General features: G+C 34.6%; 17 protein-coding genes. All 17 read left to right on the top strand.

Annotated features, from left to right (window positions below; translation table 11 throughout):
* Positions 1-3 precede the first annotated feature (3 nt).
* Entirely contained in the window at positions 4-720 is a 717-nt protein-coding gene (locus PBV87_RS05695) for an alpha/beta fold hydrolase (protein ID WP_271011462.1), read from the top strand.
* Between the two features lie 128 nt (positions 721-848).
* Positions 849-1,871, top strand: a complete 1,023-nt coding sequence (gene splB, locus PBV87_RS05690) for a spore photoproduct lyase (RefSeq protein WP_271011461.1) — start codon at positions 849-851, stop codon at positions 1,869-1,871.
* Between the two features lie 63 nt (positions 1,872-1,934).
* Positions 1,935-2,381, top strand: a complete 447-nt coding sequence (locus PBV87_RS05685) for a staygreen family protein (protein ID WP_271011460.1) — start codon at positions 1,935-1,937, stop codon at positions 2,379-2,381.
* Between the two features lie 64 nt (positions 2,382-2,445).
* Entirely contained in the window at positions 2,446-2,943 is a 498-nt protein-coding gene (locus PBV87_RS05680; protein ID WP_271011459.1) for a fasciclin domain-containing protein, read from the top strand.
* A gap of 153 nt (positions 2,944-3,096) precedes the next feature.
* Complete coding sequence (locus tag PBV87_RS05675; protein ID WP_271011458.1) at positions 3,097-4,326, top strand: NAD(P)/FAD-dependent oxidoreductase; 1,230 nt, start codon at positions 3,097-3,099, stop codon at positions 4,324-4,326.
* Between the two features lie 52 nt (positions 4,327-4,378).
* Positions 4,379-4,813: a hypothetical protein gene (locus tag PBV87_RS05670; RefSeq protein WP_271011457.1), complete on the top strand. Its 435-nt coding sequence runs from the start codon at positions 4,379-4,381 to the stop codon at positions 4,811-4,813.
* Between the two features lie 229 nt (positions 4,814-5,042).
* Positions 5,043-5,231 (top strand): YwbE family protein, encoded by a 189-nt coding sequence (locus PBV87_RS05665; protein WP_053983652.1) that lies wholly within the window; start codon positions 5,043-5,045, stop codon positions 5,229-5,231.
* 72 nt (positions 5,232-5,303) lie between these two features.
* Positions 5,304-5,822, top strand: coding sequence for a flavodoxin domain-containing protein (locus PBV87_RS05660; protein WP_271011456.1), 519 nt, complete (start codon positions 5,304-5,306; stop codon positions 5,820-5,822).
* An 89-nt stretch (positions 5,823-5,911) separates the two neighbouring features.
* A complete protein-coding gene (locus PBV87_RS05655) occupies positions 5,912-6,124 on the top strand; it encodes a zinc ribbon domain-containing protein (RefSeq protein WP_053983650.1) in 213 nt (70 codons plus the stop codon).
* A gap of 187 nt (positions 6,125-6,311) precedes the next feature.
* Entirely contained in the window at positions 6,312-7,130 is an 819-nt protein-coding gene (locus tag PBV87_RS05650) for a helix-turn-helix domain-containing protein (protein WP_271011455.1), read from the top strand.
* A 114-nt stretch (positions 7,131-7,244) separates the two neighbouring features.
* Positions 7,245-9,506: a pyruvate formate lyase family protein gene (locus PBV87_RS05645; protein WP_271011454.1), complete on the top strand. Its 2,262-nt coding sequence runs from the start codon at positions 7,245-7,247 to the stop codon at positions 9,504-9,506.
* Between the two features lie 8 nt (positions 9,507-9,514).
* A complete protein-coding gene (locus PBV87_RS05640; RefSeq protein ID WP_271011453.1) occupies positions 9,515-10,423 on the top strand; it encodes a glycyl-radical enzyme activating protein in 909 nt (302 codons plus the stop codon).
* A 151-nt stretch (positions 10,424-10,574) separates the two neighbouring features.
* Positions 10,575-11,105: a GNAT family N-acetyltransferase gene (locus PBV87_RS05635; RefSeq protein WP_271011452.1), complete on the top strand. Its 531-nt coding sequence runs from the start codon at positions 10,575-10,577 to the stop codon at positions 11,103-11,105.
* Positions 11,106-11,361: 256 nt separating this feature from the next.
* Positions 11,362-11,982 carry a PadR family transcriptional regulator gene (locus tag PBV87_RS05630; RefSeq protein WP_271011451.1) on the top strand — a complete coding sequence of 207 codons (621 nt, stop codon included), beginning with the start codon at positions 11,362-11,364 and terminating at the stop codon, positions 11,980-11,982.
* 12 nt (positions 11,983-11,994) lie between these two features.
* Positions 11,995-12,369, top strand: coding sequence for a hypothetical protein (locus PBV87_RS05625; protein ID WP_271011450.1), 375 nt, complete (start codon positions 11,995-11,997; stop codon positions 12,367-12,369).
* A gap of 277 nt (positions 12,370-12,646) precedes the next feature.
* Positions 12,647-13,525 carry a DMT family transporter gene (locus PBV87_RS05620; RefSeq protein WP_271011449.1) on the top strand — a complete coding sequence of 293 codons (879 nt, stop codon included), beginning with the start codon at positions 12,647-12,649 and terminating at the stop codon, positions 13,523-13,525.
* 138 nt (positions 13,526-13,663) lie between these two features.
* Positions 13,664-13,917, top strand: a 254-nt coding sequence (locus tag PBV87_RS05615; protein ID WP_271011448.1) for a transposase, incomplete at its 3' end; no start/stop codon positions are given.

The following is a 13,917-nucleotide window of genomic DNA, read 5'->3' as shown; positions in this document are numbered from 1 at the left end:
TATATGATAAAAACCAAATCTAGAGAAACAAAATATATAATAACGATTTTAATCATTTTAGTAATGGGTATTTTACTATCAATAGGAGGCTTTTTAATCTACGCATCAGATTATTATCCAGCTGATGAAATCGCTATTCAAATCATGCAGCAGCAAGACCGAGTTGAAATTTATGAGAACCTAACCATTGTATCACCACCAGAAAAAAGTGATGTGGGATTTATTTTCTATCCAGGTGCAAAAGTAGAGAATATAGCCTATTTGCCACTATTAGAGAAATTAACTGAAAATGGAATCACCTGTGTTTTAGTTAAAATGCCTCTTAATATGGCAATATTTGATGCAGATGCTGCTGAAGAAGTATTTGATAAGCTACCAGAAATCAAAAACTGGTATATAGGTGGTCATTCTATGGGTGGCGCAATGGCAAGTGATTATGCTTCAAAAAATAGAGATAAAGTTAAAGGCTTGGTATTACTGGGTGCTTATATTTATGGGGATTACCCACCAGATCAAACCCTTACGATCTATGGTACATATAACTCAGATTTAGAAAAATATATAGATTATACAGAAAACATCGTAGAAATTGAAGGGGGAAACCATGCACAATTTGGAAATTACGGACAGCAAAAAGGCGACCCTGTAGCAACCATAACAAGTGAAGAACAACAAGATATTGCAGTAGAAGCCATTATAGAATTTATGAATGCTAGATAAAAAACTACTTATTTACCTGATCATGGGTAAATAAGTAGTTTTTTGTGTTTTTTAGAATAGTAAAGAGATGTTGGGCTAAAGCTATTTATAACACGAATAACTGTATGATTAGAGGAGTTCTATAAATTATGTTTAAGCCAGAACGCATTATTTTTGAAAAAGGTGTTTTAGAGTATGAAAGAGCGAACAAGATTAAAGATTATTTTCAAAGTAGTCCTAAAATAGAGATTGTAGAAATGAGCAATAACAAAATTAAATCTTATATTCCTGGAGATACGCTACATGAACAATATCGAAGTGGTAAAAAGACTTTGGTAGTAGGTGTAAAGAAGAGTCTTAAATTTCAAACTTGTAAACCTTCTGCCCACTATCAATTACCCTTGGTATCAGGATGTATGGGGCAGTGTGAATATTGTTATTTGAATACACAATTAGGAGATAAACCCTTTATAAAAGTTCATGTCAATATAGAAGAAATTTTGGAGCAAGCTAAGAAGTATACGGTAGAGCGTTTACCCGAGATAACTATTTTTGAAGGGTCCGCCACCTCAGATCCTATTCCTGTGGAACCCTATACAGGCGCCTTAGCAGAGTGCATAAAGTATTTTGGTGAGCAAGAGCATAACAGATTTCGATTTGTAACCAAGTATACAGATGTAGATAGCCTTTGCAATTTAGAGCATCATGGACATACAGAAGTAAGGTTTAGTATTAATACGGATACCATTATTAAGGGATATGAACATTTTACTGCCTCATGGGATAAGCGCATAGAGGCAAGTATCAAAATGATGGCATCAGGGTATCCTGTAGGTTTTTTAATAGCCCCTGTTTTTATTTATCCTAACTGGCAAGAAGAGTATAGAGAAGTCTTACACACTTTAAAAGAAAAATTGCCTAATACATTAGACTATCCCATTACCTTTGAAATTATTTCTCATCGTTATACAACAACAGCTAAAAATCGCATTTTGGAGATATTCCCTGAAACGACTCTTCCTATGAATGATGAAGAAAGAAAATTTAAATATGGGCAATTTGGATATGGAAAATGGATTTATCCTAAAGATGAAATGAAGATGATCCAGGAATTTTTCAATGAGGAGATTGGGCATATTTTTAAAGAGGGTCAAATTAAATATATTATATAGTAGCATAACCCTTTTCGTTCCTCGAATAGAATAGAAGTAATTATTTTAGAGGAGTGATGAAAAGTGGATAAACTGAATCCTCAGAAGGTATTTGTACAATATAGAGATACTATACGCCCCTATGAACCTATTATAAATAGAAAGTATACGATTACCCACTCAGATACTACCGCCGAACTTTTTGTCTTTGTAGCTGAAAACTATGCAGAAGATCAAATCACCTCCATGCGTGACGAGGTAAGAATTGCTTGGAATAAGAATAGGGAGGGATTTACTTTAATAGGATCTGTATTAGTATCTGGTGATGGTGTAAAAGGAAATGCTGCCATTAGAAATAAAATCTTCTATAATGAAATGCCCACAGCATTACAGGCTCTATGGCGGGCAGATCGCTTTTTATTTGAGATAGACCCCAATCTTGATAGTACTCCGGTATTGATTCATTTTATTTCTAATGACCCAATGTATGATAAAACCTACGATTTTGGAGCTATTGGCAACTACAAATAGATGTATAATAATGCGATAGTTACAAATACTTATACTAAATAAATCTTTCAAAAGGAGTATATACATGAGAAGAAAAATAAGTATTTTGTTTACTATCGTTATGTTATTTGCAACCATTCAAGGGGCTACATGGGCAAAGCCACAGAGCAATATTGTACAAATAGCATCTTCAGACAAACAATTTAGTACATTAGTCACAGCATTGCAGGCAGCTGGATTAGTAGATACACTTCAAGGGGCTGGACCATTTACAGTATTTGCACCAACTAATGACGCTTTTAGTAAGTTACCAGCAGGGACATTAGATACCTTGTTAAAACCTGAAAATAAACAAATGTTAGTAGATATCTTAACTTATCATGTAACACCAGGCAAGATAGATAGCAAACAAGTAGCTAAACTCAATGGCCAAGAAATTAAAATGGTAAATGGAAAGCCAGCCAAGATACAAGTGAAAGATGGCAAAGTTTTTATAGACAATGCGCAAATTATTACAACAGATATTATGGCAAGTAATGGTATTATTCATGTCATTGATGCAGTTATTTTACCTAACAAATAATAATAGAAATACCTCCAAGTATATGGATAACTTGGAGGTGTTTTTATTTAAAAACTATAAAGTTTTACCTTTATTATACAGCATACAGATATAACATTTACAAATAATAGATTTAGAAATAAAACCAATCATATAAAGAGAGGGCGTATAATAATGGACTTACATTATGCACAAGGAGAGGCTATTTTTACAAAAGTAAATCAAGTACCTCGGCAATATCCTTATCTAACAGAAGATATAGAAACAGAAGTTGTAGTTATAGGTGGCGGGGTAACAGGTGCGATTGTAAGCTACTATATGAGTGAAGCAGGTATTAGATGTACGTTGTTAGAAAAATCACGTATTGCTCATGGAAGCACCAGTATTACAACTTCTTTGTTGCAATACGAGTTAGATAGTAATGCAAGAGAGCTAGAACAATATACATCTCTACAAAATGTTGTTCGTTCTTATAAGTTAGGCTTAAAAGCACTAAAAGAGATTGATAACTTTATTCAGGTTTATGGGAATCAGTGTGAGTATGCAAAAAGAGATACACTTCTTTACACCAACAAACAAGCAGAAAGTGCACAAATGGAAGAAGAGTATAAGGTGAGAAAGGAGGCTGGATTACCAGTAGATTTTATAGGTAGTGAAAATAATCCTTTTAGTTTTGAATTAAAGGGAGGTGTTTATTCACATGAAGGAGGGGCTCAGCTAGATCCCTATCAATATACACATCAACTACTAGAAGTAAGTACTCAAAAAGGATTAAAGGTTTATGAAAACACAGAGGTTATTAAAATCAGCTATTTAGCAGAAGGGGTGGAACTAGAAACAGTTTATGGACACAAGGTTAAAGCTAAGAAGGTTATCTTAGCCACAGGATATGATACAGGTAGGTTTAGTAATAGAAATTTTGGTACGAAGACAGTAACGTACAATATAGCAACAAAACCAGTAAGTACCTTAGAGGGATGGATGAATAAGGTACTCATTCGAGATAATAATGATCCTTATCACTATTATCGCACCACACAAGATCATAGAATCTTAGCAGGTGGTGAGGATATACCTTTTAATCCTGGTATATTTGATGAACAAGCAGCAGATGAACGTTATGATCGATTAGAACAGAAGATAAAGGAGATGTTCCCTAATATACCGGATATTGAAAAAGAGTATACCTATTGTGGTGCATTTGCATCTACTCAAGACAACTTAGGTTTTATAGGTCCAGATACAAAACATCAGCATCTTTGGTACTGCTTAGGATATGGAGCAAATGGTATCTTATTTGCTATATTAGGTGGGCTCATGCTCTCTAAGCTCTATAAAGGTGAAAAGGATGATGACTTAGACTTATTCAGAATAGATAGGTTTGATGGTAGGGGTATGTTTTAGTTCGAGTAGAATAGAGCCTATAAGTGGAAATAAAATATTAAGGAGAATGACTATGGAAAATTTAGATACAATAAAACTACTTCAAGAATGTGATGCAGGTACTAAAATGGCAGTTGCTTCAATTGATGAGATATTAGAGAAAGTTACAGATACTCAGATGAAACACTTATTAAGTGAAAGTAAAGCCCATCATGAAAAGATAGATTATGAAATTCATCTATTATTGGCAAAACAGAAAGGACAAGAAAAAGAGCCTAATAGTATTGCAAAGGGAATGTCATGGATTAAAACTAACATGAAAATGAGTATGGATAATAGTGATGCTACTGTTGCAGACCTTATTACAGATGGATGCAATATGGGGGTGAAATCCTTATATAAATATCTCAATCAGTATAAAGCAGCTGATCAGAAAGCTCAGGATATTTGCATACAACTAGCTTCTATAGAAGAAAAGTTAGGCAAAGATCTTCGTAAATACTTATAGCTAATGAGGACCAACTTATTTGTTAAGTAATAGACATCTAAGTAGGTCTTTTTTAGTAGGCTTATACGAAAGCTATAACTGTAATTTATATATAGGGTGAATACAAATTACTAAACGAAAGGATTGTAATGGGGATTGTTATTTTACATGTATTAGATGTATTGTATAGTGAGTAGGAGTAAACTACAACTTAATAATATATTGAAGTAAAAGAAGAGAGGTCAATAACATGGATGGTACAAAAAGAAGTCATATTAAAATAGGTGCAACAGTTCAAGTTGTTCAAAAGCAAGATCAACGTACAGGGAAACTGACAGAAGGTATAGTGAAGAGAATTCTTACAAATTCTCCTGAACACCATCATGGTATCAAGGTAATGCTAGAGAGCGGCATTGTAGGAAGAGTAAAAGAAGTATAAGTTATAGAACTAGATTTTAATGGTAAAGAGGGTATTATAGGGCATATACTACTCAAGAAGGAGATGATTCTAATGGGGACAGTTGTTTTATATGCATCAAAAACAGGTTTTACTAAAAAATATGCTGAGTGGATTGCAAAGGGACTAAAGTGCCAGGCTATATCACTAGATAAGGTAGATCAAGCAGCTATAGATCAAGCAGAGGTGATTGTATTTGGTGGTGGGATTTATGCGGGGAGGATCAATGGACTAAAGAAGATGCAAAAGTACCTTGCCAAATGGTCTAATAAAAAGTTCATTGTTTTTGCAACAGGTGCAGGACCAGAACGGACTGAAGAAGTGGAACGTGTAAAGTCAAGTAACTTATCACAAAACCAAGACATACCTTTCTTCTATTTTAGAAGTGGATTGAACTATGAAAAAATGGGCTTTAAAGATAAGCTTATGATGAAATGTTTTGTGACCATACTTAAGAAGCAAAAGAATAAGTCCGAAGCAGATCAAAAAGCCTTAGAAGCCATGGAAAAATCCTATGATGTATGTGATCAAGCAAAAATTAAGGACTTAATAAATTGTGTAAATAGAGTATAATAAGATTAAATAAAATAGAATATGGTGCTATTAAAAGATGTAAGTATTTCATGTGATGTACTGTATCTATTAAGAAAGGAGGGAAACATATGGAAAATAAGCAATACATATGTCCAAAGTGTGGGAATGAACATTATGAATCTGATCAGTTTCAAGCAACAGGTGGTAACTTTGCAAAGATTTTTGATGTACAAAATAAGAAATTCATCACAATCAGTTGTAGCAGATGTGGGTATACCGAGCTTTACAAAGCCGAGTCTAGCGATGGATGGAATATCTTAGACTTCTTAATTGGAGGCTGAGCCCATTAACGCATAAGGCTTCAATAATTTATAAGGGATCTACTCATATTGCCTAGTTTGGTAGGTATTTAAGTAGATCTTTTTTAGTTGGAGTTTATTATTGATGAACCAGTACTTAACATGCTAAAGTGTATAAATAAGTATTCATATAAAAATGAAACAATATCTTAAACTGAGGAACGTAAATATGCAATTATATTTCAAGGATTTTTGCCTAGATTGTAGTAAGATTCATATTGCCGATTTGGTGTTAGAAGCACATGATTATACTTTAGGACATCACCATGATTTTTATGAGTTTTTTGTCATTCTTGAAGGTGTATTTGTCCATGAATGGGATGGGCAAAGGCAGCAAATGAGTAAGGGAATGTATCAAGTATTAAAGCCACAATGTTTTCACCGTGTTTATGCTCTTGAGACGGCCCCCAATAGGTTACGTAATATAGCTATAGAAAAGCAGTACTTTGAGTCTCTTATTCAGCCTGTTGCCAAACTCATAGGTACGAAAATGTGGGAGATAGATGAGTTAGGTACAGGAGCTTTTGAACAATTTGAAAATAAAAGCCAAAAGTTGATTCAACATTATGAAGCGGAGTTTGCCACTTATGTTGTTGAGAGTCTACTGATGGACCTTTTACTTGAAAAACTTTATGAGGGCGATGAAGAGAGAAAAGGTCCAAGTTGGCTACAAGCAGCCTGTAAGAAGTTAGAAGAAGGACAGCTTATGGAAGAAGGCCTTCAAGCTTTTCTTACAAGTTGTGGGAAAACTCAAGAGCATGTAACCCGTGTGGTTAAACAGTATTACCAGATGACGCCTACAGAGCTGATCAACGCCCATAGGCTTAAATACAGTTGTACACTTTTGACGACCACTAAGGAATCTATTGTCCAGATTGCTTATCAATGTGGTTTTAATAGTGTGGCCTATTTTAATAAGCGATTTAAAGAAAAATATGGTTCTACCCCTACCCAATACAGGGAACGTTATAGAAAAACATTTTATTAAAGAAATATCAATATAGTATAAGGCATATCAACCAAGAGGGAGATATGTCTTTTTTTTATAGCTATAATAAAGACAGTCATTCAGAGGTGATTACATAATAAAAGGAGTAGAGCTATGCAAAAAGAAAGACTATTTGAAGCTGAATTAGCTTTTACAAAAGCGTATCAAAAGTATCAGGCAGCACCTAAAGCATTAAGAGAGGCTGCTTGTATGGAAGTACAAATGCCTTATACTTTAGGGGCACGTAAAGAAGGGGACTATTTTGGAGGAAGATTTAAAGGGAATCGCATAGGCTTTTATCCCCTTGTCATTGGGCAAGGTGTTGCAGATGGCTTTGATAAATTATGCTATTGTTGTGATGTTAAAGGTTCTTATGCCATTGTTGAACAAATGAAAGCGTCCAATGAATATAGTGAAATAGAGATACAAGAAGCATTAGATGCCATTCGCTTTTGGGAGCAAGAAGAAACCTATCATCATATTAAAGAAGCTTTTCCTAAGGACTGGCACCAACATTTAACAGAAGATACTTATATGACCGCAATTGGCGCTGTTTATCCACTGTATCGTATAGCAGGGGCACACTTAGATTTTAAAAAGCTTACTCAACTTGGTTTGCAAGGACTTATTGATGAAGTTGAAAAGGCAAAAGTGAGTACCAAAGATGAAGAGGCATTAGCGTTATATGAAGGTATGATAAAGGTTTTAAAAGCCATGCAACAACTAGCTAAATCCCGTGCTCATTTACTCAAACAAGAACTTCTACAAAGTGATGAGACAGAAAAAGAACGTTTAACACTGATTATTCACTCCTTAGAACATATTAGTGAAAAACAACCTCATTCCTTCCATCAAGCCATGCAACTTTGTTTGCTTTATGGTATTTGTGCAGGTACAACAGAAATTGCACGTATGGATGACTATTTAGGGACATTCTATGTAAACGATTTAAAAAAAGGTATCTTAACGAAAGAAGAAGCAAAAGCCTATATCATCAACTATTTTGCAATTTATGAAGAAAGCTTCCAACGTGATACCCGTTGTATTATTGGAGGCTATGGCAGAGAAGATGAAGAGGCAGCTGACCAACTAGCACTGGCTATTTTAGAGGCTATTGATGGTAGACAAATTTTATATCCTCAAGTGAGCTTAAGATATTATAAAGGGATGAATGAAGCGGTCTATAATAAAGCTTTAGATGTACTGGGTAAAGGCAATACATTCCCTATTCTGTACAATGATGATTTGAATATTGCAAGTACGATGCGTGCTATGGATGTTCCAAGAAAAGTAGCTGAGCAATATGCTTTCTTTGGATGTGGTGAATATATGCTTGCCAATAAGAGTATTGGTACACCGAATACCTGTTTAAATATGCCAAAAGCACTTGAACTTGTATTGAATGAGGGTGTGGACCCAGTAAGTGGTAAGCAAATAGGGCTAAAGATGCCACCGATTACTGAGACGACTACTTTTGAAGAAATTATGGACCGCTATAAAGCACAGATAGATTTCTTTACAGACTACTGTGGGAAGGTCCAAGAGCTTGTTTATAACAAATGTGGTGAACAAAGTAACTTCTTACTCCTAAGTATTTTACATGATGACTGTATCAAACGTGGGAAAGGACTTTTCAATGGAGGATTATACCACTTAGGAGGGACTGTAGAGACTTATGGCAATATTACGGTTTCAGACTCCTTAACCGCAATCAAAAAGGTGGTCTACGAAGATCAAGCCTTTAGTATGAAAGACCTTGTAAAAATGATACAAGTAAACTTTGAAGGATATGAAAAGGAAAGACAGCTTCTTGTAGCGGCACCTAAGTATGGTAATAATAGTGATTTAGCTGATGAGATAGCTGTTGAAGTCCATGAGCATGTCTGTCATAGTATTCGCAATCAACGCTTTAAGACCAATCTAGACTCTTTACTTGTGGTCATGATTAATAATAATATGAATGTCTTACTGGGTAAACGGGTGGGTGCTACACCAGATGGGCGTAAGCGTGGTGTTTATCTTTCCAATGGAAATGCAGCGTACTCAGGTATGGATAAAGAAGGGATTACAGCGTTAATGCAATCCTTAGTAAAACTAGATACTTCTATTCATGCAGGTGCCAATACCAATCTTAAATTCTCTAATGCATTGTTTAACGGTGAAAGGGAAAAGTTTAAATGCCTATTAGAAACCTACCTTGAACTGGGCGGGCAACAAGGTAATATTTCTGTAGTAAACCAACAAGACTTGCAACAGGCACTTATAGAACCAGAAAAGTATCAAAATCTTATGGTACGTGTAGGTGGATTCTCAGCGAGATTTATTACCTTAGATCCAGAGACACAACAAGAAATCTTAGCACGAACAGCTTACTAGGAGGGACTATGACAAGTTATATACTCGACATCAATCGTTGTAGCATTTATGATGGACCAGGTCTTAGAACAAGCATCTTTTTGAAAGGATGCCCCTTAAAGTGTAAGTGGTGTCATAATCCAGAATCTCAAAGCTTCTTACCTGAGCTCCGTTATATGGAGGCAAAATGTATAGACTGTAGACAGTGTGCTCTTGTCTGTACACAAGGGGTTCATCAGTTTATAAGCCAAGATGGAAAGCTTCAACATAAAGTGGAACATGGGCAGTGTATCCAGTGTGGTGCATGCATCAAGGCTTGTCCGACTGGAGCGTTAGAGCAGGTTGGAAAAGTCATGACTGTAGAAGAAGTCATGAAGATTGTTAAGGAGGACTTACCTTTTTACAAAAAATCTAAAGGCGGTATGACCCTTTCAGGTGGAGAACCCCTGTCCCATCCAGATTTTGTCCTTGAAATACTAGAAGCTTGTGGCCAAGCAGGGATCCATAGATGTGTAGAAACAAGTGGATTTGGAAAAAGGGAAAATCTTGCACGTATTGTAGATCAAGTAGACCTGTTCTTATTAGACTACAAAATAACAGGTGAAGCATCCCATTTAGCTTACACAGGTGTCTCACCGAAACTGATTCATGAAAATATGAACTTCCTTAGGAAAAAAGGTAAAAAGGTGATCCTAAGATGCCCCATCATTCCAGAGATTAACGATACAGAAGAACACCTTGATGGGATTCTATACATAGCACAGCACTATCCTAATATTGAGCATATAGAGCTTCTACCTTATCATAAATTAGGGGTATCTAAGGCGCTACAAGTAGGGATGAACCAAGAAACTTTTAGAGAGCCAACTGAAGTGGAAAAACAAAAGTGGCTTGCTTATTGTCAAGCAAAAGGATGTACAACTATTCAAATTAACTAATCAAAAAAGGGGGCTATATTTAGCTTGGTGAATCGTCATTGTAATATTTTTGATTTTAATATAAACTTAGATGTAGTTATTTATTAGATTGAGATTATTTATAGAGCCTATAAGGATATACAAACTAAAATTTTATAGTGAGGTAATAATGATGATTCTAAGCTTAGTTCCTCTTACCAATGAAAACATAAAAGCATTTAAAACAGATATTCAAGAGGCATTTCAATATGGATATGAGATAGAATGTGGTGCAAGCGATGAAATAATTCTTCCGGAAAAAGACATTGACAGTTCACTTAACGCAAAGGGAGCAGAGGCATATCAGGCACTGGTCAACGGTGAGGTTGTGGGCGGTACGGTAATCGTCATAGATAACACAACATACCATAACCATTTAGACCTCCTCTTTGTTAAGATAGGATGTCAAAGCAAAGGTGTTGGGCAAGCCATTTGGAATGCAATAGAAAAACTGCACCCTGAAACAAAAATATGGGAAACATGTACCCCTTATTTTGAAAAAAGGAATATTCATTTCTACGTTAATAAATGTCAATTCCATATTGTAGAATTCTACAATCCACTCCATAGAGATCCTAATTCACCAGAAGCTGTTGGAGGAATGCCGGCTGATGAAGGGGATTATTTCTTTAGATTTGAAAAAGTATGTGAACAAAATAGGTAAGTGACTTCACGTTATAAGTAGAATATAATCCTATTACTGGAAATAGCCCCTTTAATTAAGGGGCTATTTTTATCTGTGCGTCTCCTTAATAGAGTTTACCAGACCTATTATTGCTAGTAGGAATTGAAAACTCGCTCTAATGGGTTATTATCCAACAAGCATCTAAAAGTAACTAGTAGTAAAATTGACAAAAGATATACCTAATAGTAATATTACTATTAGGTGTATAAATATACTGTGAAAGTGAGGAAAACTTATGGAGAACATTATTTTGAGTTTACTCTTAATAAAAAGTATGACTGTATATGAAATCAAAATGTTTATTGGGCAAAATTTGACCACAGTATGTAGTGATAGTTTAGGAAGTATACAGACTGCGATTAAGAAGCTATTAAGTAAAGAGTGTGTAGAGGTTAGAGAGTATATTGAAAATAACTTACTGAAAAAGGAGTATTCTATAACGGATAAGGGGACACAACAGTTTAGAGAATGGATAGAAGTGCCTATGAACCTTGAGAAAGTTAAAAATATGGAGGAAGGTAAATTTTTTTTCTTAGGGATGGTACCTAAAGAAGTACGTATACAATCTCTAGAGGGATATATTCAAAGTTTGGTAAAAGAAAAAGAGAAGCTTTGTACCATACAAGCATATGTAGAAGAGAACAAAGCGCATGGGATTGAAGTCAACGTAGAGCGTATAAAAGAAGATGAGCAGTTAACACATCATTTGTTAATGACTTCTAAGCAAGATTCCCTTCATCAGGCAGTACAAAATATTTATGATTATCAGATGTATAGTTTAGAATATGGGCTGGCACGTCTTGAACAGGATATTGTGTTTTATGAAAGAATTCTTCAGAAAGAAAAAGAAAACTAAGGAGGGGAATGGATGTTGGCAATAACAGGCGCTATTTTATTTGGAGTAATTATGATCATGACAGTATTGGTAGCATGTGGTGCACCATTAGGTGAGTTTACTATGGGAGGACAATATAAAGTTTTGCCAAAGGCTTTAAGAATAATGGCGGTCGTTTCTTTAGTGATTCAAGTTTTTGCCATTATCATTGTGTTACAAGCAGGTGGTTATATGGACTTATGGTTATCAGCTAAAGTAACCCAGTTGATTTGTATTTTTTATGCAGTCTATTTATCTTTGAATACGCTTATGAATTTATCTTCAAAAAGCAAAAAGGAACGCTATGTAATGACGCCATTATCTTTAGTTGCAGCGATATGCTTTTGGAGTGTAGGGATGCAGATGTAATGTTATAAAAAGAAAAGTATAAGAAAAAAGGGTTTACTTATTTTACCTACTATGAAGGTATTCAAGTAAATCCTTTTTATTTAGTATGAATCAGCTTTTTGTGCAGGATAAGGTTAAGAGATCATATTATTTAAAATAATAAAAGGTATAATAATTTTAGATTTAGTATTTAATATTTAAGTGTTTATCCTAAATGACTGAATGATAATAGGTATATTGTTATAATGATGAAGTTAAAAAAATAACAATGTAGATACATGAATTTTAAGGAGGCACTATGAAAAATCAAAAAATACTGGGTATTATATCTATGGCATTAGTTGCACTTTTCTGGGGATTATCATTTTATAGTATTCAAGAAATTGGAACTACAATTGGTCCCTTTACGTTAGCAACTGCTCGTTTTGGGATTGCAACATTAGCTTTTATAGTTATTCTTTTTGTTTCAAAACAAGATAAAAAGATTGCAAAAGAAGATAGAAAAAAAGTTTTTATTAATGCATTAATTGGAATTGCAATTTACTATCCATTGAGTATGTATGCAATCAACTTAATTCCAGCATCTGCAGGATCAGTACTTTCAGCAATTCAACCTATTATTATTATTATATTAGAGGCAGTTGTTATTAAAGTAGCGATTACAAAGAAAAATGCAATAGCTGTTATCCTTAGTGTTGTAGGGGCTTTATTAACAGTAGGTGTAATAGACGGCCAAGGCGGTAGCTTTGTAGGTTATATCTTAATGTTTATAAGCACATGTATGTGGTGTGGATATACAGTGTTACAACAGCCACTGAATGAAAAATACTCTCCTATTACACTGAATGTATATCAATTTGCTATTGGTACACTTGTAATGTCACCATCATTTTTCTTAGAAAATAATAACTGGTCAGCGATGACTGGTGTTCAATGGTTTAACTTAATTTACCTCGCACTTGTTTGTTCAGGATTATGCTTTGTACTTTACAACTTTGCACTTCCAAGAATCGGTGCAACAACAAGTTCTTTATTCTTAAATGCAGGACCAATTATTACAGCAGTACTAGGTGTTGTGCTTTATGGTACATATCCAACACTTACAAATGGTATTGGTATTCTTTTAACAGTAGTAGGTGTTACATTAGCTACAGTAGATTTTAAGAAGAAATCATAATAATAAAAATTCTAAAATAAAAGACGTAGAATAGCTACGTCTTTTTCAGACCGCTGACAAAGTTATTGTCAGCGGTTTATTTTTGTTTTTCTGCAAATACTAAGAGAGACTAAATCTAACGAGATAAGGAGCCCCCCTATGATTAACTATCGCAATAACACTCAACAGGCTATGGAACTTGTATATATAGATCAGCTGGTACCTCAAAACCATCTGTTACGCAAGATTGACCAATACATTGATTTTTCCTTTATTTATGATCTTACTAGAGATATGTACTGCCATAATAATGGTCGACCTGGTATTGATCCTGTTGTTCTTTTTAAGATGATTTTTATTGGCTATCTATACGGTATTCGTTCTGAAAGACAGCTTGTAAAAGAAATCGAAGT

This window comes from Holtiella tumoricola (genome assembly GCF_027857615.1).
Lineage (GTDB): Bacteria > Bacillota > Clostridia > Lachnospirales > Cellulosilyticaceae > Holtiella > Holtiella tumoricola.
The sequence above is the reverse complement of the archived record's forward strand: the minus strand, read 5'-3'. Positions and strand labels throughout refer to the sequence as shown.